This is a genomic window from Buttiauxella sp. AC038, from assembly GCF_979253565.1.
Window position 1 is genome coordinate 1,093,204 of sequence record NZ_CEEDCQ010000001.1, and the last position, 26,473, is coordinate 1,119,676.

Sequence of the window (26,473 nt, forward strand, 5' to 3'; positions counted from 1 at the left end):
TTATCATGCGTATCAGCAGTCTTTACCACTCGTCCGCTATGTTGCACCAGATGAATAACAACGGTGCGCGGCTGAGTAAATTAATGGAACAAATGGCGACACAAAAGCGCGTCAATGTGCCTTCTGACGACCCGGTTGCCAGCAGCCGTTTGGTGCAATTAAACCGTGAGCAATCAGCAATCGATCAATATCAAAGCAACATCACGCGTTTGTCTGGCAACCTGTCGATTCAGGAATCCCATGTGACCGCCATGAGTGACCAATTGCTGGCACTGAGCGATAAGCTTCTGGCTGCCAGCAATGGCACGAACAGCGACAAAGATATGGCAGGATTTTCAGCTGAAATATCCCAAATGCTGGAATCGCTGGTGTCCTCAATGAATGCTAAAAATGAAGACGGGCACTACATTTTTGCTGGCACTAAAACCAATACCCAACCAGTGGTTTTTGATAGCACAACCGGGACTTACAGCTACGCCGGGAACGATGCAACGCGCTCAACGACAGTGGCAAATGGCATTGAAATTGCGGAAAATACCAACATCAGTAACGCTTTTTCTGGCAGCAATAACGATCTCAATATGCTGAATTTGCTCAAAAGCGTGAGCGACAAAATGGCGACGCCAGGCGTGGATTACAAGGACGATTTAAAGCTGTTGCTGGGTGAGACGAAAGCGGCCAGCGATAAAATAGCGGCGGTGTATACCGACCTGGGCGGCAAACAAAACCGCCTGTCGCTTATCGATGATGCCCATTCCGATATTAAAATTTCCCATGGGCAGGTCATTCAGGAGCTATCGTCACTTGATGCCGCTACCAGCTACGTCAATATTCAGCTCTACACGCAGGCGGTTCAGGCGTCGAACAAATCGTTCATGATGATAAGCCAACTTTCCCTCTTTAATCAGATGTAATCATTATGCAGGTTGGATTAAACCAGGCAGGACTTCCTTTAAGCACGCCTTCGAACCTTGGGGGAGTGAAACAGACCGCGGCGGTGGCAAAGCAGGCACAGCCGCGTGCACGAAATACTGATAACCGGTTCCCGGAATCACCGCTCATTTCTACACGCCCGCTGCGTTATAACGTGCAGCTTAATCAGCAGCTGACTTCAGTCCAGCAGGCGGACAATTATTTATCGCAGGTTGAAAGCCAACTCTTACAACTGCGTTATGCGGTTGGCCATGGCTCACTGCGTGGGGATGCCACAAACGACGCTGCCCGTTCCCTTTCGGCACTCTTGAGTCAACGCCCGGATCTAACGGCGGGAACTGTCGACAGGCATCTGGAGGTTGACCCAGAGCAGACCGCGCAGGTGCATTTTACGCTGCCAGCGGCTGGGCGAATTTTGCAAAATGATGAAAGCGAAACGCTGATTTTCTCGCTTGCCGGACAGCGGCGCGAAATGGTGGCGGTATCGCTCGAAGCAGGTGCCACGCCTCGTCAGAATGTGATGCGGTTAAACCAGGGGCTGGGGCGGTTTGGTATTCATGCAAGCTTAGATAAGCAACAGTCATTGGCATTTAGCGTGGATGAAAAAAACTGGCCGCAGGTCAGCAGCCAGTTAAGCGTGCGTGGGGAAGGAAAGCGCTTTTCCGCCAATGAATTCACTGCGCTATTGGCTCGCCCGGAACCAGCCGTGACCGATACGCTCAGCCAGTTAGCACAACAACCTGCGCTGATGCGTGAGTATCAAGGAGACGTTCAGCAGGCACTGGAGCAAGTCACTCAGCAGCGCGGCCAGTTGTACAACCACCAGGATAATGTGCGTCGAAGAATCAATGAGATGGCGACGCAATACCGCCCTACGGAGGCGTTGGAACATGCCCGCGCGCTGCGTGCGCATTTACAAAATAGTGACCAGAATTATGCCGCAACTGCCAGAGCGTTAGGTGCACAGGCAAATTTGCGACAGGGTACGGTCAGCAATTTACTGCGTTAATGAGTAATCAGTCACTCAGCGGAAACAAAAACATCATCCCACTTTGCCCAATGACTAACGGTTTTTTGTTCACGGTCATTGGGTAAACCCACACTACATTATGACGCAGGAAGTCGATAAAACTGAAAATCAATTTGTGGTTTTCAGGGTTGCTATAACGAATCGGGACGTAATCGTAAAACACCCGCCCGCGCTTACGTATAACTTCATCAAGCTTGCCACGCAGCACAAACATCGCATCATCTTTGCGCGTTAATGTGAACAGCAGTGCTTCATCCATATCCATAATCTGCGCTTGGTATACTTCGCGCTGATCGGACATTAAATCGTAAAAACCTATCTCCATCGTCCCTTTTATCGGGGCAATTTTGGCCTTCGCCGAGCCGGCATGCAGATGTGATATTCCGCCAAAAAACAGGGCAATCAGGATTACGACCAGGCTGAGATTAAGATTTTTTACACGGTGCAATTTCATTTAATTTTCGCTCGGTTTCGCCAAAAATAGTGTTATTGAGTCTCTGGTTATCAATCCGCCAGTGATAAAGCGTCATTGCCAGTTGCTGGTTTGCGCAGGTGGTTTCAATTGAGAAGGTATAATTAAGCACTTGCTCATCGGCCCGGTAATAAACTGTCATCCATGCATCGCGGGCAATCAGTCTTTGGTTGAGCATTTTCAGTGTGGAGTTGAATTTGAGGAGGTCTTCATTGTTCATTTCATCCACGGCGGCGGCGATACGGAACACGCGGATATTGCTGTACTGATTTTTCTGTTGCTCTTGAGCGACCATCTCGTCGCAACTCTTATGGAAAAATATTAACCAAACGCTGAGAGTTATCACGCAAATTATTAAAAAGAATGACAGAGTTTGCCATGGAGGCAGCGGGTAACGTCTGTGTTTAGCTACAGGTGCCGTAATATCTTCAGCCACTGGAACATTATTCATTGGGACGGCTTCTACCATCTCCGATTGAATTAAGTATTTTGTCTCGGGTAATTTTACTGTGTTTGAAACCGCTGGAGGCGAAGATGAAGTGTCAGCTTCTGGTTCGATCAACTGGCAAAATTCAGGTTCAAGCAAGTAACCTTTTTTCGGAATGGTTTTGATTACCCGTTGCTGCTTACCGTCATCCTCGAGTGCTGCGCGCAGGGCATGGATAGCATTCGACAGGCTGTTATCGCCAATTACTCTGCGTTCCCAAACCAGGCTTGTCAGTTCATTGCGAGATAACGTTTGCCCTGCATGCTCAATCAGACAGTCCAATAATTTAAGCTGATATTCACCGAGTCGACGGATTTCCCCCGACTGAAGATGGACAATGGCGCCCGATGTGTAATCCAGCAACCAATTATTAACAGAATAGCGAGGTTTACTCATAAGTTTTTTAAATTTCAGGTGTGCTATATAAAATATAAATAGATTGGAAAAACAGATTTATATGCTTGTTTTTCTGAGGTTGTTGTAGTGGTTTTGGCTGATGTGTCTGATTTTGTAATGGTAAAAATCTTCAATTGTTTAAAATGATATTGTTTTTATGTGGTTATTATATTGGATGTGGTAAAAATATGCATTAAAATAAAAAAACTTTAAATACAGTTAGTTATATACAATATCTTGAAGTGATCGCCCTCTGTTAAATAAAATGGTTGGATTTATACAAAATTATACATTTTTTTATTAATTGAGGTTTAAGTCTGCAGGCAAATTTGTCGCATTGTTATATCTAATGTGCTGGCATTAACAATGTCCATTTTTGTGGAAATAATTCTTTCCGTTTTCACTTATTAGCCAGTCAGATGAAAAGAAATGGTTTTCATATGAATATTTTTTAATTGGCGTTTAATTTCTTCATCAAACGTGTCGTTTTCTCTAAGTACACAGGCAAACACTGCCTAAAAGCATAATTCTCAAGGAGAGAACACATGGCACTTTCAATTTTCACCAGCGGCGCGGCAATGTCTTCCACCAACGCTCTGAACAAATCTAACAGCATCCTGTCCACAGCCATGGAGCGCCTGGGTACCGGTAAACGCATTAACTCTGCGGCTGATGATGCGGCTGGTCTGCAAATTGCCACCCGTCTGCAGGGCCAGGTTAACGGTATGGGCGTTGCCCAGCGTAACGTTTCAGATGCGACCGCGATGCTGCAAACCGCAGAAGGCGCGTTCGATGAAGTGACTAACATTCTTTATCGTATGAAAGATTTGGCGACGCAGGCAGCGAACGATACTAATAGTGAAGACGACCGTACGGCTATTGGTACTGAGGTGACGCAGCTCGTTAAAGAACTGGGCAATATTATGACCAACACTTCTTATGCAGGAGAAAAGTTGTTCGTTGACAATGCTGCTACTGACCCTGTATTTAGTAGTGCTGACAGTAAGTTTGCTGAGGCGATGAATTTCCAAATTGGTGCATCCACCACTGAAACCTTAAGCATGGATATTTCTGAGTCATTAGGGAAAGTAATGACTGCCCTTGTTGCTTTTGGCGATCCTGCTGGTGACGATGCCTATGCTATTGGTAGCAGTACTGAGGCAACAACATTAATGACTAACGTATCTACTGCACTGGATAACGTTGGTGAGATTCGCTCCTCATTGGGCGCCAATATTAACCGCCTGGGCCACACGGCTGCCAACCTGTCTAATATGAAAGACAATACTACTCTGGCATTGGGCAATATCCGTGATGCGGACTTCGCCACCGAAGCGACTAATATGACCCGCAACCAGATGCTGGCACAAACCAGTATGTCCATGTTGAAACAAGCCAACAGCATGTCCGGTATGGTGATGTCCCTGCTGGGCTAATCCCTCCTGATATCAAACACCGCTTCGGCGGTGTTTTTTTCCGCTTCCGGCAATGCGGAAGAAGAACTTCCTATCATAAATTAACTCTTTGAATTAAATCAAAATAAAAGTTGGCATAACTATTGCTATTAATAACTTCAGGACATAGCACTATGCCAGGGAGGAAGCATGACCGATTTCAGCAGTATTGACCCGCAGTCAATGGCCACACAGCTTGCAGGCTTTGACGTGCAGACGCTGCAAAGCCAACTTAAAACGCAAAAAGCCCGTTTAGCCGCTCAGCAAAATGCCCTGAAAGCGCTGAAAAGCAACCTGACAGACTTCCGCACCTCGCTAACTAATCTCAATAAAAGCAGCAGCGGGATGCTGAAAACCAGCGCCAGTATGAGCGTTGAGAACATGGCTAAAGCGACCACCACCTCCGATGCGCGTAAAGGCACCTATAACCTGTTTATCCAGCAACTGGCTTCTTCACATCAGGTAGCCTATGACGGCCTGAAAGATGATGACGTCAAAAATGCGACAGGTTCAATGAACATTGAAATCAATGGCAAATCCATTGCTATTGATATGGACGGTGTTGATAGCCTGGCAGGTCTGGCAAAAGCGATTAACGGCATGGACGGGAATCCAGGTGTCACTGCCTCGCTGGTGCGCACCGGCGGCGAAGTGCGCCTGATGCTTAGCAGCGATAAAAGCGGGGCTGAAAATGCCATCACCCTGACCGGCCAACCTGCTGCAATGAATAGTGTGAGTACTATATCGGCAGCTCAGGACTCGATTGTTTATCTGGGTGATCCGCAGAACGGCGGTATGCAAATCACCAACAGCACCAATACGCTGACCGATTTGATAGACGGTGTCACCCTCGAATTAAATCAGACTCATAAAGCAGGCGACGCGCCACTGCGTATTAATGTGGGCGTTGATACCACCGAAACTCAGGCCCAGGTTAACACCTTCGTTGAGTCATATAACAAACTTATTACTGCGCTGGGGGCATTAACATCCTCTGGCTCAAGCAGTAGCGAGCGTGGGGCGTTTGCTGGTGATGCCAGCATCAGCGGCCTGCGGCGCGAATTAAATGACATGCTGCGTACCTCTATTGATGGCCTCGATATTACCCAGTTTGGCCTCACGGCTGATAAAGACGGCAAGCTCACGCTCGACAGCGACAAGCTTAAAGAAAAGCTGACTGACGACCCCGGCAAGCTTAATGCGCTGTTTAACGGTAGCAATGGCCTGTTGCGCAAAATGGATAAATCGATGGATAGGCTTCTTAGCTCGGCCACTGGCGATATCAAAAACCGTGAAGAGACCAACCGTCGCCGTGAAAACGAATTAAGCGATCGCAGCGACAAAATCAACACCCGTTATGACACTGCTTATAACCGCTATTTGCAGCAGTTCACCCGCATGCAGAGCGTGTTACAGCAGATGAACAACACCGCCAGCATGTTTGGCTTAGTCTAAGGAAGGAGACAACAATGTACGGAAACAGCGAAGAAGGATACGGCGAGTATTACCAGTCTGATATGGCGGCACAAGTGGCTGCGGCAACGCCACACCAATTGGTGCTGATGCTGTTTAACGGCTTAACCGATGAGCTGGTGCGCGCCAAAAGCCATATCGAGGCAAAACGCTATGAGCGCAAAGCCCAAAGCATCAATAAATGCATTGATATTCTCAATGCCTTGACCAGCGCGCTGGACTACGAGAAAGGCGGCGAACTGGCAAAGAACCTCGCCAATTTGTACGACTACTGCGTTTATCGCTTATACGACGGTAGCAATAACCTCTCTGTTTCGGCCATTGAAGAAGTTGAAACCATCCTCGGCGAATTACGCGAAGGCTGGGAAGACATGGGTAAACGCCATGGATGATTTGCAATTAATTGACTGGCAGGCACGAGCCCTTGCGGCTGCGGGTAAGCGCCAGGACTGGGACAAAATCCAGCAATTAGATACTGATATCGCAGCCCTGCTGTGCAGTTTGCATGGGCGAGAGATATCCGAACAAAAGCGCGAAGCGCTAAACAAACTCCAGCAAGTTCATCTGCAAGTGCACCAGTTAGTGCGCCAGACACGCGATGAACTCAGTAAAGAAATGACTCAACAGCGCAATCAGCGCGAAGGGGCGCTTTCTTACGCACAGTTTATGGATAGAGAGTTGGATGAGGGGCGAGTCGTTAATGAGTGATTTTCTCGCATACACGGCATCGGACTCGGGCGGTTTACTCCAGCAGACTGCGCACTCGCAGACGTTGCAGGCTCCGGCAACAGCTGCTTTGCTGGAACTCGATGAAACGCAGGACGTTAATGCTGGCGAGATATTATTTGAAGAACTGCTGTTAGCTACCAGTTCGGCTTCCATTGCCACGGACGAAGAAGTGGTTCAGACGCAAGAAGCCAGCACGCTGGATGAGGTGCTGGCTGAATTACCGGATGAGCAAGCAGAGCAGATGGCTCAGCAATTTTTGGCGTCTTTGGTCAACCGCGAGGTACCGATGCTGATGACTGCGACAGCCGTATTGCCAGCCGCAGCAGAGCAACCAGTTGCTCGCCCGCTGAACGTCCAATTACAAACGGATAATGCCGAGCCTGCCTCTATGGAAATGCAGCCTACGGCACACACAGCTGATGCGCAAAACCGGCATGTTCGAGTTGCTTCAACTCAGCCTGCAGAAATTGTTTTGCCGAAAAAAGCCTTTACCCCCGCAACGGCAGAAACACTGCGCCTGGCGGGGCTAAATGTGGCACCCGCGGCCAATATTCCTGTTATCTCAGCCGGGCAACCGCAAGCCCAGGTTAATGCGCCGATGCGTGCTGATGGCAGTGGCCAGGGGTTGTCTGCGCAACTGCAACATGCGTTAGGCGAGCGCTTGAATCTGCAAATTAACAACCAGATTCAGCACGCGACAATCCGTCTTGATCCGCCCGATATGGGTCGCATCGAGATTGTGGTGCAGATTGAAGCCGGGAAAATTCAGGTGCAGATAAACGCCGGGCAAAGCGACGTTTATCGGGCACTACAGCAGGTGAGTAACGACCTGCGCCAGGCGTTGACGGAACAGCACTTTGTTGATGTTGACGTCCGTTTGTCGAATCACAACCAGCAGCAAAATCCAGGACAGCGGCAGCACCATGCTAGCCGTGAAAATGAACGCATTCTGGCAAATGAACAACCCGATACCGCGCACGAGACTCGATCGCGGGACGATAAATCTATTTTGATGACTGTATAAGAAACTGAATAACTCTATGACGATTAAAACTTTTTCGATGGGGCTGGCAATCGCCATTATCTCTTCTGTGCTGGCTGCGGTATTAGCAGTTATGGGGACTCAACACTTTGCTAAATCGGCTGTCGCCGACGAAATCGAAGTGCCAGCGACCCACTCGGTCTGGCAAAAATTTACCCATCTATTTTCTTCGACAGAAGAGGAAACTCAGGTTCTGTTCGTTGAAATCAACAACATCGTCATCACCCTGAAAAGCGACGGTGGCAGAGAGCGCTACATGCTTCTCGAACTGGCTTTAACTGCCGCTACAGAAGAAGCCGTGAAACAAACTGAAATGATGATCCCTGCTATTCGTGGGGCAACGGTCTCTCTATTAACCGAAAAAGATTACAGCCTGGTTCGCACATTAACTGTGAAGGACATACACGACGAATTGATGAGTGCTTATAAAGAACGCTTTAAGCAACTCAATTCACGGATGCCATTTAATGACGTGATTATCAGCAAAATGTTGTTGCAGTAGAAACAGGGAAGGAACGCACAATGGAATGCAGCACCTTTATCTCCAGTGAAACGCTAACGCCTGCGGAAGAGTCGCGTTACGTTTCCCAATATCTGCCTCTGGTAAAGCGGGTCGTGAAACAGCTTTCATGGCAGGCCCAGAGCGTTATCGACAGCGAAGATATGCAGCAAATCGCCCTGATGGGTTTGCTCAGTTCTTTGCGCCGCTACGGCAGGCCTGATGAACAGTTTGCCGCTTTTGCGGCTCAGCGAGTACGCGGCGCGATACTTGATGAGTTACGTGTGCTGGACTGGCGGCCTCGCCGGTTGCGCCAGAAAGCGCATAAGATCAATGACGCTATCAGAGAACTCAGCCGCAAGCTTGGTAAAGACGTTGATTTTGAAGAGATAAAGCAACATCTGGAGATAACCCCTGAAGAGTATCAGGAGTATTTATTGCTCGATAGCGCCAGTGCTATCCACAGCCTTGATGACATGCTCATCACGGATTCCGACCTCAGCTTCAACAGCCGAAACCTGGAAGATGAAATCATTATCAGCGATTCATTACGTGCGGCTCTGGCCGGGCTTGATGAGCGGGAACGGCTGATCCTGAGTCTCTATTACCAACACGAAATGAGCCTGAAAGAAATCGCGCTGGTTCTGGATCTCACTGAGGCCAGGATTTGCCAGCTGAATAAGAAAATCACGCAAAAAATTAAAGATGCCGTAGCGCAGTGAGACCTTGATGCAAAAATTACTCGGAATAGTGATCATTTTTGGCTGTGTAGTGGGCGGCTTTATTGAATCTGGTGGACGGCTGGCCTCATTTTGGGTGCCAGGCGAACTGATGATTATCATCGGTGCGGGGATTGGGGCCATGGTCCTCGCCAACCCTAAAGCTGTGCTTATCGAAATGTGGCGGCAGGTTAAAAGCGCCATGCGTAAAAACAGTTACACCGCAGACTACCAACGGCAGTTGCTGATGTTGCTCTATGAACTGTTGGAACTGGTACAGGATGGTGGGTTAAAGGTACTTGATGAACATATCGAATCTCCTGAAAAAAGTGACCTTTTTCAAAAGTATCCGTTAGTTCTGGAAGACCATGCGCTGATCACTTTTATCTCCGATAACTTCCGGTTAATGGCGATGGGCAAGATCAACGAGCATGAGCTGGAAGGTATTCTGGAGCAAGAGCTTGGCGCTATGGAAGAAGAACTTCTCAGACCATCTCGCTCAATGCAGCGTACTGCTGAAGCGATGCCTGGATTTGGTATCTGCGCGGCGGTACTCGGAATTATTATCACAATGCAATCCATCGACGGCTCTATTGCTGTGGTTGGGGTAAAAGTTGCGGCCGCGCTGGTGGGGACGTTCCTCGGCGTATTTATCTGTTACTGTCTGCTTGATCCATTAGCTAACGCCATGGAACAGCAGACTAAAAAGCAGATGGCTGCCCTTGAATGTGTGCGTACGGTGTTAGTGAACCAGGTTGCCGGTAAACCGACACTGCTGGCTGTGGATGCCGGGCGTAAAATGTTGCCAATGGATACCAAACCAACGTTTGCCACCCTTGATGGTTGGGTTAATGAACTGATTGGTGAAGGTTGATGCGTAGCAAGAAACAAGGCCACACCACGATAATCAAACGCGCTTCGCGTCGTGAACATCACGCGCCGCATGGTGGTGCGTGGAAAGTGGCGTTTGCCGATTTTACGCTCGCCATGATGGCCCTGTTTATGGTGTTGTGGATCATGAGTTCAGTCACCGAAGAAGAACGAAAAGAGGTGGTGGCGACGCTTACTGGGGAATCTATTTTTGATGGCGTGGTGATGTCGCCGCTATCTTCCGGCGGCAAAGCGACGAATGGCCCCAATATGATTATTCCTGGCAAACAGGGCGGCGCACCGACAACCGACGATTTTACCAAACAGATCGAACAGTTGGATCTGGCCAGCAAAGCTACGGAATCGCTGGAAGATGTGAATAAGCGTTCACAACAGGAAATGATCGAGCTGGCGCGTGTAATTACTGAAATCACCAAAGCCTTCGACGCGCAATCAAACCTCGAAATGGAGATCATTCCACAGGGGTTACGCATTCTGATTCAGGACGATCAGAAGCGGGAAATGTTTCAGCGCAGCAGCGCGATTCTGACCCCCTTCTTCCAGCGTTTATTGACTCAGCTAGCACCGGTATTTAATAAAATTGATAACAAAGTGATTATCACCGGACATACGGACTCTTCTATGTACCGGGATCAGACGCGTTATAACAACTGGAACTTGTCTGGTGACCGTGCGTTGGCGGCCCGAATAGCGTTAGAGCAGGGCGGCATGGCGGGAGACAAAGTGATTCAGGTGAATGCGATGGCGGACAAAATGCTGCTTAAACCGGATCAACCACTGAGTGCTGCAAACCGCCGTATTGAAATCATGGTGCTAACCCACGCGGCTGCGGACTCGCTTTATCAATTCTTTGGTACGCATGGTGTGGATGTAGTGCAACCTGTAAGTGGTTCTAAAACTGCGCACTAATTTGCTTTCCGACGGAGTCAGGGACTCCGTCGGTGTATTTTGAGAGGAACTCATGTCGGTTATTGCTCAGTATTATTACCGTCAACAAGCAAAAAATACCCCTTCGCCCGTGGAAAAGCCGGTTGTTGCAGCTTCTGCGGCAAATACCGACCCCGCTAAAAGTGTAAGCACGGCATCTACCAGTACGGCATCTTTTCAGCAGGCGTTTTCGGCGACGCAAAAACAACAAGTGGAAAGCGTAAAAGCTGCGGTGGCACCATCACGCCCTGAAACGACTCGCCCAGTTCAAACAGCCAGCACCACGCCAACACTTGAACAGCTGGTGAAATTCGCCAAAAGCCAGGGGTGGAGTGAAAAGCAAATCTCGCTGATGAAACGGTTATCGCTGCGTAAAAACAGCCGCACCGGCAAACCCTGGAATGAAAGCGGGCAAACCGTTACGCGCACAGCTTCGCGTGAAGTCCGGGAGAAAGGATTGTTGGCACGGGCTGCAGATGCCGGGAATATTCGTGGAATTCGTAATAATAACCCCGGTAACCTCGAAGCCAGTGAGCTGTTCGACTGGCAGGGGCAAACGGGCAATGACGGGCGTTTCGCTACATTTTCCTCTCCTGAACACGGTATTCGCGCGTTGGGGATGAACCTGCTTTCGTATCATCGCCGTGGGCTGGATACCATCAGCAAGGTTATTTCGCGATGGGCACCCGCTTCAGACAATAACGACACTTCCAGCTATATCAGCAAAGTAAGCCAGGCGCTGGGGGTTTCTCCTCATCAACGGCTCGATCTTACGGCTCCATCAGTATTAAGCGCATTAAGCAAAGCGATTATTCGCCATGAAAATGGCACCATCCCGTTTGATGAAAAGGTGATTAGCAGTGGGATATTTTCAGCATTGGGGCTTGAGAATCTTCCCGGAACAAAACAGACGCCTCAAACTTTTGCTCAGGCGATCCCGGGGAAGTCAGTGTTCCCTATGCAGGCAAGTTTAATGAACCCAATGGAATTAAAAGCGTTACGTCAGTCATTAAGTAAACAGCTGCAAGCAGTAAAAATTGTTATTCAGGCGGGTGGAGAGGCGACTAATATTCCCAGCAAAGCGGAGCTTGTTGCAGCATGGGGATATACAGAAGGTTCTCGTCGCTTCGATGAGCTTAAAATGGTATCTGCATCACACTCTCGTAAAGTGGGTGCCTAAGTAGTTAATATCGCTATTAATTTGTTCAGTTTTTGTGTCGTAGTTATTAATAGCTACCCATCAATTATCTGGATATTTCATAATGAAGATAGACTCGACGCCTTATCATTATGGCTCTGGCTTTACTGTTGACGGTTCACAGGAAACGACGAATCGAAAACCAATAGGCTATCACCAATATAGCGGAACGCTTTGCCAGCAAAGTGGAGTGTGGAGTGCCGCAGTTAATGCGGTAACTCAGGTTGTGAGTGTTGAGAAAGGAAACATCATGCCTTATCACTCTGGTCACACTATTAACTGGCAATTAATGGATTACAGCATTAGCGAAAATATTATACAAAACCCCTCAGCAGTTTAACTTCCCCCTCACATTGAACTTATCATCCAAGCCTCGAATTATTATCGGGGCTTTGTTTTTTTATCTACTGAGAATAATAAATCATATCGGGGTAGCTAATACATTAGCACTGCTTGCTATTTTAATAAGTTATACGATAATAGCCGCCCGAATAACTGGGTGTTTATAATGTCTGGGAGTGTTAAAAAGTGATTGATTTGTTATTGGTTTAGAATGCAAAAGTTAAATTATAGGCGTTAAGTCTATTTAATAGTTATTGAATTATGCTGTTCCTTTGCATAACAACTAAGAATTACTCATCATGTTAACACTAACTTCAAAACGCGCTCTGGCTATAACAATTTCTGTTGTACTTGCACCATTTTTGTTAATTTCTATTTATTCTTTCTTTTACATTCGAATCAATACAGAAAATCATTTTGATGAAACCATGTTCAGGTTTACATCAAACAGTGCCCATAACTGCATTGAAAACCCAATACGAAAAATCAATGTCCTGTTTAGCTCCCTTTCAGGCATGATAGAGAAACATGACATAATCGAGTATATCTCGCCTAATCACACTGAGTTGAATCTGCTCATTCCATCCTTAGTTAATGCCAATGAAATGCTGGCTAGTGTACTTGTTTCTGATAATCAAGATAACTACAAAATTTATCCGCCTTTTGAATTAGAAAACTATAAACCAAGCTCGCGCCCTTGGTACCACAGGGATGGATTTAAAGATCAAGTGTTTTATTCTGAGCCTTATATTTCGGCAAAGAAAACTAACTCTGAAAAAAAGAAAGAAAAATCTATAAGCGTAAGTATGAATCTTTTTGACAAGCATTCTGAATTTATCGGTAATATTGCCTTTGATCTGAGTTTTGTTGCTATGAGCAATAATATGCAGGGGCTTGTTGTCCCCTATAATGGTCACTTCAAGGTCGCAGCAATGGATGGTTCTGTGATTATGTCCTCAAATACTAAGGATATTTTCACCCGGACTGTACCGGCCTCATGGATTAGTGAAGCAAAGGACTCTACGGGTTATTTCAGGGATGAGGTAAATAAAAAGATTGTTTTTTATCAAGCTTATCAAAATCCTGATTGGGTTGCCTTTACCTCGGTTGATATTAAAGAATACGATAAATTATTAAATGATTCCTACATTGTACTGGTGTATGTCATTCTAGCCTGTATATTTTGCTACTTTATTATGGCCCTGATTTGCAGAGCATACTTTAAACAGTGGATAGACACACTTTATAAAAATATTAATGGTGATGACGGCAACGAATTACCACATAATTTTGCCGGGCTATGCCAGGGGTTGGCTAAAAAAATGAAACTCTGAAAGAGGCTGTACAGGCGGCAAGTACCGACACCCTGACGAAAATAGGTTCCCGCCGCAGGTTTGAAGAGGACTCCCTTAACCTGGTTCGTTCAAATACTCCTTTTCATCTGGCGATGATTGATTTAGATAACTTTAAAAAAATCAATGATACCTATGGCCACCCGACAGGTGATTTCGTTTTACAGCATGTAAGTAAGATTGGGCTTGAACGTTTAGGTGGTACTCATTCTATTTATCGCTTTGGCGGTGAAGAGCTGGTCGCCATTTTCTGCGGAATCACATTTGCTGAATGCTATGAAATTGTTGATAGCTGGCGTTATACCGTCAGCCGCAGAAAATGGCGTGAGCAAAATCTAACGGTTACATTTAGCTGTGGAATAGCCAGTTCCGGGGATGGTAAAACACTGGATGAAATTATTGCTTCAGCAGACAAATCTTTATATGAAGCCAAGGAATCAGGAAAGAACTGTATTTATCCACCGTTAAGTTGAGGGGAGTTACCCTTAACTATCTGTCTTAAAAAGACAAAAACGCCCGCATAACTTCTGCTATGCGGGCGTTTTGATTCATCATTCGTACTGTTGGTCGCGCTCTTTGGCCGCCCGCTGACGATCATAATACTCATCTTCCGCGGTAATGATTTCATCAATCAATGAATCCATATCCACGTCATGAACCTCTTCAACGAAGAGACCCGTCAGCGGTGTTTCTGGCGTTAATTTTCCGTCTTCATATAACGCCCAAATCTCTTTCGCATAACGTGTCTTCAACAGATGCGGGGCGAACTGGCCGTAGTATTCGGTGATGTTATTCACATCACGCTCAAACATGGATTCAGCGTGGTTATTGGCGGCGGCGTCGACGGCTTGCGGTAAGTCGATAATGACCGGCCCTTGCGCATCAAGCAGCACGTTAAACTCCGACAAATCGCCATGCACAATGCCTACACACAACATGCGCACGATATTGCGGATCATGGTATTGAAATCAGCAATCGCGCTCTCTTCGTCCAGAGTTACATCACTCAGACGAGGGGCCACAGCACCTTCAGCATCCGTGACCAGCTCCATCAATAGCACGCCGTCAATACACATATATGGCTGTGGTACGCGCACCCCGGCGTTAGCAAGACGGAATAATGCTTCCACCTCGGCTGTCTGCCAGGTTTCTTCCTGCTGCTTGCGCCCGAATTTCGAGCCTTTTTGCATCGCACGGGCATTACGTGTGTTGCGGACTTTTCGCCCTTCCTGATACTGCACAGCCTGTTTAAAGCTACGTTGTGTCGCTTCTTTGTACACTTTGGCACATTGGATCTTGCCACCGCATAAAACGGTGTAAACGTCGGCCTCTTTGCCGCTTTTCAGCCGCTGAAGCACATCGTCGATCAGGCCATCATCAACCAGCGGTTGGATTCTATTTGGGATTTTCATGCCGCTTTATACCTTATTTCAGCCGCTTTTCGTACCAATAACACAACCAGCGATGTGGGAAAAAGAGGGCAATTATCTGGCTGAACAGGGATGATAACGTAACTGTCTGTATTTTATTGCTTGTCTTTAGGTAGACGTTCAATTGTACGTATATCATACAGTGAGCCAAGCCGTTCATGGTTGAATCTCACTTGTCAGGCTGCCACTTTCCATGGCAAGCCTAGCCGATAATTGTTATTCCCAATCGCTCCATTATTTGGATCACCTGATAATTATCCAGTTTTACTCCTTGTAAGTCGATGCCGCGTACGTCCAATTCACCCAATTCTGAGTTGGTTAAATCGCAATGGGTAAAGTTTGCTGCGCGCCAGTCGAATGAAGAAAACTCTCCTCCAGAGAGATCGGAGCCACTAAAGGTCGCGCCAAGTATCTGAGCGCCATTCCAGCGGTTTTCCCACAACTCACACTTCTCAAGCACTACCTTAGTAAAGTTGGCGTAACTCAGGTTGGTTTTGGTTATGTATGCACTGCAAAACCAGGTGCGTGTTGTGATCATATTCATGAAGCTTGCACCACGAAAGTCTGCTCCCTGCGCCCGACACTCGCGGATTTCAACGCCCAATGCGTTTGCATTCCTGAAATCTGCCATCGATAAATCACAGTTCTTGAAGGCCGCATCCCTCAGGATTGCCCGGCTAAAATTACCACCTTGCTGGCTTTCCCTGTCGTAAAACTGGCAGCCAATAAACTCTGTACCCGTCAGGTCAGCCCCTGAAAAGTCACAGTTATAGAAAGTACTGTTTTCAATTTTCGCGCCGGTGAACTGATCACGACCAATCTTTTCGCCATTTAAAGCCAGATTCATAGCAATTAACCTGTTTATTTATACAGTCATTAATTGATTGTAACCCGAATTGAGAGGGTGGGAAATCGGTTTGCAGCACGTTTTTTGTATAGGACGTAGTAGGGCGTTAAGAGTGAGACAGAACCCACAATTCAGTAATTGTAAGGTGGATAAACATAGGATTTGGCGCGTTGCCGGTTCTGAATTTATGGCAGTAAGATGTTGCGTGAAATTATAGTGGAAGGGCTGTGAACTCTAGCGCCAGACCAATGAGAGTCATATTTTGCACTGATGGCTCTGCCGTTGCTGCAATCAGAGTGCCCTGGAATTTAAGTTTTTTGAATGGCCCATTAATGATAAGCCTTGCGCGCAGACTGGGAAGCGCCTGAGAACTGACAGGGTAAACAATGGGCCCTTTGATCGGTACAGGGATTTTACGTAATTCAATACGCTGCAAGACACCGATATCGGCGTAGAGCACAGCAACCGGGGTGACAGAAGCCGGTGGCTGCGCCGAGACACTAATAAAATCCAGTAGCAATTCAGGTTGCAGATAATGCAGCCCGCCATACGTCACAGTAACGCCTGGGATTTCCGGCATGGGGAAAGACAGTGGAATGAGTGAAGATTCAGTCATTAATTCCTTCTCCATAAACAAGGTAGGTTCCGTATCAGCAGCTTGCACCAGTCAGCAATCAAAACTTTGTGATATCTGATAAAGGTAGACCATCCTTCAGCAGGCATTCAATGAATGCCTGCGAAGAATAATTATTTAGAGCAATATACTCGGGCTTCACGAGGTGTATAAATGCCAAGTGATACAACTCGCAGAAGTACGTCCATTCCTGATTCCTGAACTTCTGTGCGGATGACTTTATCAGCCCCACCACAAACAAGAGCGGCATCTATGGTCTGAGATTGCCCAAGTCCTTGAACAAAGAATGTTTGTTTAGTTTCCTGAGAAGGTTTTTCAGCAATACCGTTATTAATCTTGAAGGTTTGTTGAGCACAACCAGATAATGCCATAGTTGCAATAACTGCAATTAATAATTTTTTCATGGTAACCATTTTATAGTGAAGTTAAGTGTTTATGTGTTCTTTCTTAAAGTACTTAAAAAATAAAAGTTCGCACACTTTATCTTCAGAATAGTAATGTGCGTTTAATCGATATTGATATATGTTAAATGTAATGCATTGAATTGTTTTGGTGATGATTGCACTATGTTGAAAATAGTTGGTGAATAGGGTTTGAAATCATTCTCACTCCATTGCTTTCGAATGACTGGAGTAGGATCGGGAATATCTCATCGATATCCAGCAGTAAACTGAGAGGGGGGCAGCAGGCACTCATTAATTATCTGTGTTTTGCTTTATTGAATTGGTTACTCAGTAAATTCTGTAACGCTGCTTTCCTGCATTGGAGTTTCAACCAATCTGACATAAATGTTATCAACAATTCCGGACATAAATTCAGTCACTGGTACTGAAATCATCTCTATATCAAACACAAGCGCTCCCCAGATAAAGGTTAGAGCAGTCAGTAGTGCGCATAATATTGATGTAGACAATCTAAACAGCAGCATCTGTAAACCCTATAGTTATCTTGTTGCGTCAATGTTGCATGTTTTTTGTTTTAGTTAAATTGCATTCAAACCGTTAGTTGATTATTGTCAATTAAAGTAGTCGCACTTGGTTACTATTAGCTCTTTTTTTGCAGCTATAAGAAATGCTATCTCTGTGTTGTTGCTTGGTAGAGCTGATTCGTAGTGGATGGATTGGTATGCTACTAAGCTCCTGCACAGGAGAGGATTTAGGGTAATTGAAGATAAAGAGACCATTCGGCTAGTTCAGCGGAGATAGGCTTCCCAATAGAATAGCACTGTAGCCAGTCGATACGCATAAACCTGCTTCTGCGCTTTTTTAATCTCCCCATTTCGCAACATGCCTTAAAAACACAATGGCTAAATGGGGAATCAATAATATTATTTCTGGTAGCTATATATCATTCGGCTATTCGGTAGCAGTTTCTTCCATTTTCCTTGGCCTCATAAAGAGCTTTATCAGCGCAATTTATAATATCATTTACATACTTTGCATTGCTGCAAATAGCTACACCCTGAGTGACTGAAACGCACTTGTATCCTATGGATTTCAAGCTATTTTCATTGATGGATTTTTTGATGCTCTTACAAAGTATCTCGACCGTTGTAGAACAGGCATCATGGATGATAATAATAAATTCATCCCCACCATATCGTGAAACACTTGCTGCGAAAGGTTTTATACAACTTTTAATTTTATCGGCAACGCTAATAAGGCAATCATCGCCAGCAATATGACCAAAACTGTCATTTATCTCTTTGAAAAAATCAATATCAACAAGTATGATTGCAAAAGGTTTTTGTTGAATCACACATTTCGAAACTGCTTTTTTAAACTCGACCTCAAAGCCCCGGCGATTAAAAACGCCTGTCAGATAATCTGTTTGGGCATAGTTATATGCATTAAATGCTTTTTTTCTAAAATTAATGAAGTAGCAATCTCCTTGTTTATTCTTTTTTTAATTAAAGAGTCGCTGGTTTTTATAATGAACCAAGTTCCTGCCAGGATAATAGACATGTACAGGGATTGGAGTAATCCATTTTTTAAAAATGTTGCCAACAATAATGAACTGAAAATAGGTAGGCAGTATATAGAAATTAGCTTTAATGGATAACCAGATACAACACCACAAAACAATACAATTACGCAAAGAAAAACTGGCCCGAGTAGACGGTTTTCCATGACATAACAAAAAACGATGCCTCCCCATATGAGTCCATTAATAAAAATAAGCATTGATGCATTTCTCATCCAGTTTTTATCGAGATAAGAAGGGTTCAATGTGCGGACAACCCATAAAGTGGATATAAATAAAATATAGATGAATGCAAAGATTTTACTGTAAGTATTGGCTGTTATAAATTTATCGTCATCTAAAAAATAGGAATAAAATAGAACAAAAGCAGACAGTGTTAATGTCACAACAATAAACCATGCGCCACTGAGGGAGATCATTTTACGTCTCTCTTCATCAATAGCATCATCATAATTCATAATATCATTACTCTTTTTTCATTTGCTGGTGTTTATTAACATTTGGCATGTTTTTATACAAAAACATTATTTATAATATCACAAGTTCCAAATAGGGTAATGATTCTACTGGCTTAATATGGACTCTATTCGGAACACGCTCGTAAATCCGGCCAGAATGTTTTCACCGCTCTCGCCGGAATCATTCAAGCTAATTAAAGCACCATCTGTGCAGAGATTTAGTCAGATGGCGCTAATTGTTTATTTCGGATGACGGGTGCGCATTAGCCGGGTGATTGGTTCGTTTGTTTGAGGATTAATGTAGCGGCTTGGCCAGATGATTTCGGCGGGTACGCCAATCGCATTGCTTACTATCAATTCACCTTTCGCCCATGGGCGTCAGCGCATTGGCAAGAGTTGTAGAACTTAAGCCTGCGGCGCGGGATTCGGCAGCCAGCGAGGTGCCTTTTTTATGCAGCGCCGCGATGATATCGGCTTTGTGCCAGTCTTGTTGAAAAGGTAGGAAAGTAGGGCTGTGTGAAAGTGTCATAAACATCTCCAAGGTAAGTGATAATGACCACCAATGGAGCTGCGAAACTCTTGATTGGTGGTAGCTCAGACAAGGTTCGCAGTACCGGTTACCTTGGAGACCCGGCCAGCCCGAAGGCTGCCCTGCCTGAGCCACCATTGAATGTTCAAACACAGATTAGCGTTTGACAGATGAACGGAGGCGCAACACATAAGTATGGGATATATGTGTTCTCAAGGTAATTTCCAGGCTGCGAAACCTGGCTGCGGATTTTGCCGCAGCGGGCTGACTATAACGCAAATCGAAGATGTTAACCAACCCGCTAATAACGAGAATGCGAGTTGTTTTCCAAAGAATTTTTATGAGTTTCAGACAATTTAAGCGCTCCTTCTAACCCTTGATAATTTGGCTATCGCTGCTCAACGGAAATTTCAGCCTTAAAACGCAGACATATAACAAAAAGTTTAATTTTATTATGTGTGTAGGTTCATATAATCCGTTAACAAATTCACAACAGGTTAACGCGATGAAAATCTTAGCGGCTTCTATTCTCTCCTTGCTCAGCTTCAGTGCACTTGCAGCACCAGAAGGAACTCTCAGTGTTCATATTCTCAATCAACAGACTGGTTTACCTTCCCAGGGCGTAGTCGTTGAATTGGACAAGCAAGAAAGTTCTTCCTGGAAGCATCTTGCGACTTCAAAAACGGATACCGGCGGCAGAATCAAATCACTTTTCCCGGAGAATGGTGATATGGAACCAGGCATCTATAAAGTGACCTTTAAAGTGGGGGACTACTTCAAGGCAAATAATCAGGAAACATTCTTCCCGTCAGTTCCTGTGATTTTCAACGTCACTAAGACGAATCAAAAGCTCCATATCCCTTTATTGTTGAGCCAATACGGTTACTCAACTTACCGGGGTAGTTAAGATCAATCATCGTTAATTTTTTTGAGTTTATGGATGGCCACTGGCATTTGCTGGTGGCTTTTTGTTTTATGGGGTCAGTCCATAACTTTCGTTAAGCGGGCTTTCGACTTCATCAGATGGTTCTGGTAACCACTGACGGAGGATTTTGATGGGCGGCTGGCCCGCTATATCCGTTCACAGGAACTGGTGCATCACATCAGCATCGGGAATGCACTGGGCGCGTTTATGACGCAGAACGGGACGGCACTGGTCTGCATGCTGGCACCGGAATTAATGGGGATTAATCAGCTTCCGGCGGCAATCAGCGAGCTGGCCATACGGCGAGCGACGCATTACATCGGGGAAGCCCTGCGGGATTATCTGGCGACCGGCCCGGAAATTCATTACACAGCGGAAAACAGCGACATTTTAACGTCCATCGGATTCAGGCCTGATAAGGCTTCGCGGGCTGATAATCAGCAGAAATATACACCGGCACAAAACCATGTTTACGCGCACCGGCAGACAGAACTGAGCCAGCAACCACCCGCGTAAAATCGACCTGAAAATCCCGCCATTTAATTCAATTAAACCATGCATTACGGTGCATGGTTTTGCATGTAAAATCCCGTATTTTTCACACCTCATCACCCCAGAGCTGGCACGGCTTCGGGGTGTTCATGCATATGCATTAAAACCCACCCATGAAGCGGGCAGGTGTGGCGGGGATAGCATTGCGCGCAAACAGATATAAATATTATTATCGTGATATTCGTGCTTTGCACTCATGGGACTATAAGCCATATAATCAGAAAAATCCGATTACCAGTACTTTAGAAACTCAGAGGACAAGATGAAAGAAATATATCAAATGGCAAAAGATCATACTGACATGATGGATGTCACAGATAAATTTTTATGTTTGACTAATATACTTCGATCTCTCCTTCAAACAATTTCAATTTCAGCATTAGAATTATCTAAAAGTGAAACTAGCACCGATGATATCGATATTTCAGGACTTGTAGACAGATTCAAAAAGCCCACTGATGGAATGCCAGTAGATATCATTGACAAACTTACGCCACATTTACGTTCTCAATTTGACAAAAGCATGTTTCCTGGATGGTACGAGAAAGATAAAATTTCTGGAAAGTCTCTTTCTACCCTATTACAAGAGTGGGTAACCTTCAGAAATAAGAAGCCTGGTCATGGTGTACTAGATAAAGCATCAATGCAAGAATGGGCGGGAAGGACAGATCACCTAATAGACACTTGCTTGCAAGCATTCTCATCGGTAATACCAAAAAACGATAATAACAATTTATATATCGACATACCATCAGGAAAATTAAATATAAATTTCCCTTTGGTTTTTCGAGATGAAGCTATAGTGATTAGTGAAGTTACTCAACGACAAGGAAACTGGAAAGTACAACTACAACCACTAAACTACGAATCATCTGAGTTAAAAACTGTTTCCCTTAATGAAGAAAATATATTTAATAGTTTCAATGAATCGAACAATGAAAATTATAAAATAATTGAAGTCGAATGCTCAGGAAAAGAATTCATTATTGAACATAACGTACCAATTAGACAAACAGAAACATTTGAAGGGAGACAAAAAGAGGTTCAGCATTTAGTAGAATGGCTAAATGATGATGATTCAAGAAGGTGTTTAATTTACGGGGATGGCGGTTACGGGAAAACAACTTTAGTCCTAGAAGCAATGAATCGCCTGTTAGAAGGCGATCTTAAAATCACAAAAGACCTTCCCTCCTTAATATGTTTTTATACAGCCAAAATGACAAGGTGGACTGAAAATGGTTTAGAACGCTTCAGCACTGTACAACCTATAATGGATGAATGTATCAGAGAGATAATTAAATTCTATAGCCCAACATTAGATCGACAGTGGTATACCGTAAGCGGAATAAGTTTAATTGATAAAGCTGTCAATTTCCTTGCAGAGAAAAAAATAACAAGGAATGACTTACTCTTAATAATTGACAACTCAGAGACACTGAGTGACAGTCCGCAAAAAAATGCCGAACTAACAGAATTTTTAAAGCAGGCGGGGAAAAAAATAGGTCGTCTAATCATAACATCAAGAAGACAGGAAAGTGTCGAAGTTGAGCACATCCTTATTGAAGGACTTAATGAGGATGACTCTGTCAAGCTACTGAACAGGCTTGCAGAAATATATAACGCACTACCAATCACACAAGCCGGCGATAGTAAACTGCGTGCCACGGCAAATAAATTAATGAATAAACCACTATTGCTTGAAGCTTTAGTAGTTTACATATCAAGAAGTAGAATCTCAATTGATTCAGCGGTAGAAAATATTTTTAGAAAATCCAATGACGATTTACTTGAATTTCTGTACGAGGATGCTTGGGATAGACTCAATGATGTGCAGAAAAAATTGTTCTATATTATAATTTCCTTAACTAGCCCATTAAATAGCACAGCTATAAGCAGGGCATGCCAACTAGTAGAAATTCAGCATATTAACTTTTTAGACAGTTTAAAAGAAACTCATTTCGCATCAACATTAGACTATGGCAGTCACTATGAACTCGAATTAGTTGAACTTGCTAAACGTTTTTTTGAGAAAAAATTATCTGAACTAAATGAACCTCAAAAGCGAGATATCATTGACCTATCCAATAATGTTGACAAGTACACTCATGAAAGAATTAAAATCGAGAAAGAATATAAAGAAGACAGAGTATCAGAGGCATTTAGAAGTGAATTTAGCAAAGTTGCAAAAGTTGCAGTTGATAATAATGACTTCCCTAAAGCACTTGAATATTATAAATTAGCAATTGAGGACGATCCATTTAACTCAGCTCTACACGATCGTTTCTCATGGTTTTTATCCAATAAGATAAATGACTTGCCACAAGCATTAGAAATGGCCCTTAAAGCACTAGAGCTAAACGAAACAAATTGCGATGCATTGGTAAATATAGCATTAATATATTACAGACAAGATGATATATCTTCCGGTGACGAGTATATCGATAGAGCAGAATCTCTTGGCAGAGCCAAATCATTTTGTTGCTTAAGGAAATCTATTGCCCGTTATCACTTCACATTTAAAGCAATGAGTGTAGAAGACAAACAACTTATTTTGGGCGACTCAGATAGATTTTTAAAATTAGCAGAAAAGGTTTTCACTGCAGATATACCATATGCTGCTAAAACTAAAAAATCAATTAATACGTTCAAACAACTCATTTTAAAAAGAAGGAATTCGTTAAGGAAATAGCAAATAAAAGTCGGGTGAACAATACACCCGACATTATTTTATCGATGATAATTTTTTGCAAAATCATAAGGAGAAATTTCAATCTTACAATTTAACTCTGAATAATCAGACCACCACTGAACCATAAGCCTACGTTAATCCAAATGCTCAGATGTATGAATATAAGCAGCCCGCACATTATTACGCTTAGAATGACTTAATTGGAGTTCTATCGCGTCATCACTCCACAAACCTGACTCACCGAGAGCACCACGCGCCATAGTTCTGAACCCATGCCCACAGACTTCCGTTTGTGTGTCATAGCCCATAGTCCTGAGAGCATTATTAACTGTGTTTTCACTCATAACCTTGTTTGGATCGTGGTCGCCTGGAAACAGCCTCGGATTATCCCCACTGAGCTGCTTCAACTCATCCAGCAAAGCTAAAGCCTGAGTGCTTAACGGAACGATATGCTCTTCTTTCATCTTCATTCCACGATAGGAGTAGCGCACACCTTTGATTTCTTCCCGCTGCGCCAGTATACGCCAGCAAGCGTTTTCAAAATCAAACTCATCCCATCGAGCAAATCGCATCTCACTGGAGCGAACGAAGGTAAGTAGAGATAACTCGATTGCAATACGCGTCATTTTGCGACCACGATAGGCAGCAATACGGGCTAAGGCGGGATAATGACGAGCTTTGGCTGAGGTTAGCGCCCCGGACATGTCGCTGGCAGGATTAGAATCAATTTAATCGTTCTGAACGGCATATCGCATGATAGCCGTAACCCGTGTTGCAGCCGCTGCGCTACATCGTGTTTTCCACTGGCATCCACGACTTTAATTGGCGCTAAGAGATTGCTGGTTTTGAGTTTACGAATATCAGCAGAGCCCATATGTGGGAAAAGATACAGTTCCAGATAGTCGCGCCATGGCTGGATTCCTTCCATAATTGGCACACGTTTTTAGGCCTAAAGTATGGCGTGTACCTAAACGTATACCAATTATCACTGGATTCAGGCGGATCTTCTCGGATGGTAACGGACAAATAACAGATACAAAAAAGCCCGCAAGGCTTGCGCCGTGCGGGCTTTCAGGACTTCATATCAGGCTCTGGTGACCATCAACAAAGAATTTTGGTGGGCTGGGGGAGTCTGAATTGGTGATGTAATTTATTGAAATAGTTGATCTAAGTTCTAATTCAACTTTTCTTTGGTGCCTATATAGGTGCCTAAAAGTTTTTTCATCTCTTTTTGATGAGAAAAGGAAGGCGAGATAGGAAGGAAGACTAACGCTATTTATGTGTGCATTAATCCGGTAGCTTTCCTAGCTCTGAGAATATCGTTAGCGGTAAGAAAAGGTGTTTGTTCCTGCCAGGTGAATCCCTTTCGGTCAATACGTACCAGTTCATAGCTTTCCACCAGGAAATTTACCGCATAAACCAGCGTTATTCCCGCTTCGATATGCTCCAGTATTGCTGCATCGTCATGGAATGGTGTGTCGTTGAGTGTAAGGCCGTAATGGTGTTCCAGCAGATACGTTAACAATTGCTGCCATACCTGGACGGGCGACAGACGTGACGAAACCGGCACCGTGGCCGGTACAGTTGAAATTTGCATGAGTGAAGTCCTGGTAAAAGAAGAAGATAGAAGGTGTTACTGGGCTGGATAAATTGAAATGTAAACGTAGCCGCAACTGGCACGGGTATCAGCTACACAGGTTAATCCGGCAAGGTGAACCTTCACCTGATGTTGCCAACGAGGATTGAGCTTGCCGGAACGCAGCATATTTTCCAGTTGTGCGATAAACAGAGAGAAAGTTTGTTCCAGTTTCTGTAATTGCTCTGGACTAAAGCTCCCCGTCAAACCGGCTCTGTCAGCGAGGTAATGTAGGCGATTGCCTTCCTGAACTAATCTGGCTCCAAATCTTGGGGTGATATCGCTTTGTAACCCCCACTCATGGGATGGTGTAAATGGCATGAAAATCTCCGTTCAAAGCAAACCACGCTCGGCAAAAGAAACCACTTCGTTCCCGACTACGAGATGATCCAGCACCCGCACTTCCACCAGTGCCAACGCTTTTACGATCCGCTGGGTGATATGTTTATCCTGCTGGCTGATTTCTGTCGTCCCCGATGGATGGTTGTGAGCCAGAATGACAGCAGCTGCATTGTGCTTCAGGGCCGATTTAACCACTTCACGTGGATGCACTTCGGTATGACTGAGTGTCCCGCTAAACAGCGTTTCTCGCTCCAGCAGACAGTGCTGATTGTCGAGATACATCACGATGAAGGCCTCACGCTCCAGGTGAGCCATCTGAAGTTGCAGCCAGGTTTTAGTGACGCTGGTGGAGATAAATGGCTCACTGGGTTGACGCTGATACTTCTCCAGCAGTCGAAGCGCGCGGCGAATAATACGCTGCTCGTTTGCTGGAAATACTGGTGATAAATTGAGTGCGGACATAGGTGTTCCTTAAAGCAAAAGGCCCTGCCGAGTTACCTATAG

The 26,473-nt window shown here is 44.8% G+C and carries 29 protein-coding genes and 2 pseudogenes; 18 read left to right on the plus strand and 13 right to left on the minus strand.

Features of this window, described 5'->3' with window-relative positions; genetic code table 11:
- The first annotated feature begins 5 nt into the window (after positions 1 to 5).
- Positions 6 to 914, plus strand: a complete 909-nt coding sequence (flgL, locus tag AC0IXI_RS05165; RefSeq protein ID WP_471682012.1) for a flagellar hook-associated protein FlgL — start codon at positions 6 to 8, stop codon at positions 912 to 914.
- Between the two features lie 5 nt (positions 915 to 919).
- The gene (locus tag AC0IXI_RS05170; RefSeq protein WP_471682013.1) at positions 920 to 1,942 is read left to right on the plus strand and encodes a hypothetical protein; all 1,023 of its coding nucleotides are present in this window, start codon (positions 920 to 922) and stop codon (positions 1,940 to 1,942) included.
- Between the two features lie 7 nt (positions 1,943 to 1,949).
- On the opposite strand, the gene AC0IXI_RS05175 is transcribed toward AC0IXI_RS05170, so the two are convergent.
- Positions 1,950 to 2,417 (minus strand): hypothetical protein, encoded by a 468-nt coding sequence (locus AC0IXI_RS05175; protein WP_413499235.1) that lies wholly within the window; start codon positions 2,415 to 2,417, stop codon positions 1,950 to 1,952.
- Positions 2,389 to 3,318, minus strand: a complete 930-nt coding sequence (locus AC0IXI_RS05180; protein ID WP_471682014.1) for a winged helix-turn-helix domain-containing protein — start codon at positions 3,316 to 3,318, stop codon at positions 2,389 to 2,391. The genes AC0IXI_RS05175 and AC0IXI_RS05180 overlap by 29 nt, the downstream gene beginning before the upstream one ends.
- A 545-nt stretch (positions 3,319 to 3,863) precedes the next feature.
- On the opposite strand from AC0IXI_RS05180, the gene AC0IXI_RS05185 reads away from it, so the two are divergent.
- From AC0IXI_RS05185 to AC0IXI_RS05245, 13 genes are all read left to right on the plus strand, one after another.
- A complete protein-coding gene (locus AC0IXI_RS05185) occupies positions 3,864 to 4,754 on the plus strand; it encodes a flagellin N-terminal helical domain-containing protein (protein ID WP_471682015.1) in 891 nt (296 codons plus the stop codon).
- A gap of 168 nt (positions 4,755 to 4,922) precedes the next feature.
- Positions 4,923 to 6,227 carry a flagellar filament capping protein FliD gene (fliD, locus tag AC0IXI_RS05190; RefSeq protein WP_471682016.1) on the plus strand — a complete coding sequence of 435 codons (1,305 nt, stop codon included), beginning with the start codon at positions 4,923 to 4,925 and terminating at the stop codon, positions 6,225 to 6,227.
- 14 nt (positions 6,228 to 6,241) lie between these two features.
- The gene (gene fliS, locus AC0IXI_RS05195) at positions 6,242 to 6,637 is read left to right on the plus strand and encodes a flagellar export chaperone FliS (protein ID WP_134184265.1); all 396 of its coding nucleotides are present in this window, start codon (positions 6,242 to 6,244) and stop codon (positions 6,635 to 6,637) included.
- Positions 6,630 to 6,953 (plus strand): hypothetical protein, encoded by a 324-nt coding sequence (locus AC0IXI_RS05200; protein ID WP_471682017.1) that lies wholly within the window; start codon positions 6,630 to 6,632, stop codon positions 6,951 to 6,953. The genes fliS and AC0IXI_RS05200 overlap by 8 nt, the downstream gene beginning before the upstream one ends.
- Positions 6,946 to 7,998 carry a flagellar hook-length control protein FliK gene (locus AC0IXI_RS05205; RefSeq protein WP_471682018.1) on the plus strand — a complete coding sequence of 351 codons (1,053 nt, stop codon included), beginning with the start codon at positions 6,946 to 6,948 and terminating at the stop codon, positions 7,996 to 7,998. Before AC0IXI_RS05200 ends, AC0IXI_RS05205 begins: the two co-directional genes overlap by 8 nt.
- A 16-nt stretch (positions 7,999 to 8,014) precedes the next feature.
- On the plus strand, positions 8,015 to 8,518 hold the full coding sequence (locus tag AC0IXI_RS05210; RefSeq protein ID WP_471682019.1) for a flagellar basal body-associated FliL family protein: 504 nt from the start codon (positions 8,015 to 8,017) through the stop codon (positions 8,516 to 8,518).
- 20 nt (positions 8,519 to 8,538) lie between these two features.
- On the plus strand, positions 8,539 to 9,237 hold the full coding sequence (locus tag AC0IXI_RS05215; RefSeq protein ID WP_134184257.1) for a FliA/WhiG family RNA polymerase sigma factor: 699 nt from the start codon (positions 8,539 to 8,541) through the stop codon (positions 9,235 to 9,237).
- A gap of 7 nt (positions 9,238 to 9,244) precedes the next feature.
- Positions 9,245 to 10,108, plus strand: coding sequence for a flagellar motor stator protein MotA (gene motA, locus AC0IXI_RS05220; protein ID WP_134184255.1), 864 nt, complete (start codon positions 9,245 to 9,247; stop codon positions 10,106 to 10,108).
- Positions 10,108 to 11,034: a putative lateral flagellar export/assembly protein LafU gene (lafU, locus tag AC0IXI_RS05225; RefSeq protein WP_134184253.1), complete on the plus strand. Its 927-nt coding sequence runs from the start codon at positions 10,108 to 10,110 to the stop codon at positions 11,032 to 11,034. The genes motA and lafU overlap by 1 nt, the downstream gene beginning before the upstream one ends.
- 52 nt (positions 11,035 to 11,086) lie before the next feature.
- Positions 11,087 to 12,232: a hypothetical protein gene (locus tag AC0IXI_RS05230; protein ID WP_471682020.1), complete on the plus strand. Its 1,146-nt coding sequence runs from the start codon at positions 11,087 to 11,089 to the stop codon at positions 12,230 to 12,232.
- Between the two features lie 82 nt (positions 12,233 to 12,314).
- Complete coding sequence (locus AC0IXI_RS05235) at positions 12,315 to 12,590, plus strand: hypothetical protein (protein WP_471682021.1); 276 nt, start codon at positions 12,315 to 12,317, stop codon at positions 12,588 to 12,590.
- 301 nt (positions 12,591 to 12,891) lie between these two features.
- A complete protein-coding gene (locus AC0IXI_RS05240) occupies positions 12,892 to 13,926 on the plus strand; it encodes a cache domain-containing protein (RefSeq protein ID WP_471682022.1) in 1,035 nt (344 codons plus the stop codon).
- A complete protein-coding gene (locus AC0IXI_RS05245) occupies positions 13,923 to 14,417 on the plus strand; it encodes a GGDEF domain-containing protein (RefSeq protein WP_471683199.1) in 495 nt (164 codons plus the stop codon). Before AC0IXI_RS05240 ends, AC0IXI_RS05245 begins: the two co-directional genes overlap by 4 nt.
- Before the next feature lie 78 nt (positions 14,418 to 14,495).
- Here the strand turns inward: AC0IXI_RS05245 and AC0IXI_RS05250 are convergent, their stop codons facing one another.
- The 7 genes and pseudogenes from AC0IXI_RS05250 to AC0IXI_RS05280 form a co-directional block, all read right to left on the minus strand.
- Positions 14,496 to 15,356 (minus strand): PA4780 family RIO1-like protein kinase, encoded by an 861-nt coding sequence (locus tag AC0IXI_RS05250; protein WP_134184244.1) that lies wholly within the window; start codon positions 15,354 to 15,356, stop codon positions 14,496 to 14,498.
- A 220-nt stretch (positions 15,357 to 15,576) separates the two neighbouring features.
- Positions 15,577 to 16,221: a Qnr family pentapeptide repeat protein gene (locus AC0IXI_RS05255; RefSeq protein WP_064513240.1), complete on the minus strand. Its 645-nt coding sequence runs from the start codon at positions 16,219 to 16,221 to the stop codon at positions 15,577 to 15,579.
- 211 nt (positions 16,222 to 16,432) lie between these two features.
- Complete coding sequence (locus AC0IXI_RS05260) at positions 16,433 to 16,837, minus strand: dTDP-glucose pyrophosphorylase (protein ID WP_134184242.1); 405 nt, start codon at positions 16,835 to 16,837, stop codon at positions 16,433 to 16,435.
- 131 nt (positions 16,838 to 16,968) lie between these two features.
- Positions 16,969 to 17,259 carry a Bor family protein gene (locus tag AC0IXI_RS05265; RefSeq protein WP_064513534.1) on the minus strand — a complete coding sequence of 97 codons (291 nt, stop codon included), beginning with the start codon at positions 17,257 to 17,259 and terminating at the stop codon, positions 16,969 to 16,971.
- Between the two features lie 943 nt (positions 17,260 to 18,202).
- Positions 18,203 to 18,730, minus strand: coding sequence for a GGDEF domain-containing protein (locus AC0IXI_RS05270; protein WP_471683200.1), 528 nt, complete (start codon positions 18,728 to 18,730; stop codon positions 18,203 to 18,205).
- Positions 18,673 to 19,296 (minus strand): hypothetical protein, encoded by a 624-nt coding sequence (locus AC0IXI_RS05275; protein ID WP_471682023.1) that lies wholly within the window; start codon positions 19,294 to 19,296, stop codon positions 18,673 to 18,675. Before AC0IXI_RS05275 ends, AC0IXI_RS05270 begins: the two co-directional genes overlap by 58 nt.
- Before the next feature lie 240 nt (positions 19,297 to 19,536).
- Positions 19,537 to 19,825 (minus strand): annotated as a pseudogene (locus AC0IXI_RS05280) (helix-turn-helix domain-containing protein).
- A 505-nt stretch (positions 19,826 to 20,330) separates the two neighbouring features.
- On the opposite strand from AC0IXI_RS05280, the gene uraH reads away from it, so the two are divergent.
- From uraH to AC0IXI_RS05295, 3 genes are all read left to right on the plus strand, one after another.
- On the plus strand, positions 20,331 to 20,732 hold the full coding sequence (uraH, locus tag AC0IXI_RS05285) for a hydroxyisourate hydrolase (RefSeq protein ID WP_471682024.1): 402 nt from the start codon (positions 20,331 to 20,333) through the stop codon (positions 20,730 to 20,732).
- Positions 20,733 to 20,900: 168 nt separating this feature from the next.
- Positions 20,901 to 21,266, plus strand: a complete 366-nt coding sequence (locus AC0IXI_RS05290; RefSeq protein WP_471683201.1) for a phage polarity suppression protein — start codon at positions 20,901 to 20,903, stop codon at positions 21,264 to 21,266.
- Between the two features lie 298 nt (positions 21,267 to 21,564).
- Positions 21,565 to 23,991, plus strand: a complete 2,427-nt coding sequence (locus AC0IXI_RS05295) for a hypothetical protein (RefSeq protein WP_471682025.1) — start codon at positions 21,565 to 21,567, stop codon at positions 23,989 to 23,991.
- 38 nt (positions 23,992 to 24,029) lie between these two features.
- Here AC0IXI_RS05295 and AC0IXI_RS05300 read toward each other — a convergent pair.
- The 4 genes and pseudogenes from AC0IXI_RS05300 to radC form a co-directional block, all read right to left on the minus strand.
- Positions 24,030 to 24,892 (minus strand): annotated as a pseudogene (locus tag AC0IXI_RS05300) (tyrosine-type recombinase/integrase); the annotation flags it as partial.
- Between the two features lie 375 nt (positions 24,893 to 25,267).
- Positions 25,268 to 25,588: a TA system toxin CbtA family protein gene (locus tag AC0IXI_RS05305; protein WP_471682026.1), complete on the minus strand. Its 321-nt coding sequence runs from the start codon at positions 25,586 to 25,588 to the stop codon at positions 25,268 to 25,270.
- A 36-nt stretch (positions 25,589 to 25,624) separates the two neighbouring features.
- Positions 25,625 to 25,948 (minus strand): type IV toxin-antitoxin system YeeU family antitoxin, encoded by a 324-nt coding sequence (locus tag AC0IXI_RS05310; RefSeq protein ID WP_154151199.1) that lies wholly within the window; start codon positions 25,946 to 25,948, stop codon positions 25,625 to 25,627.
- Between the two features lie 12 nt (positions 25,949 to 25,960).
- Complete coding sequence (gene radC, locus AC0IXI_RS05315) at positions 25,961 to 26,431, minus strand: RadC family protein (RefSeq protein ID WP_115115101.1); 471 nt, start codon at positions 26,429 to 26,431, stop codon at positions 25,961 to 25,963.
- Positions 26,432 to 26,473: the final 42 nt, after the last annotated feature.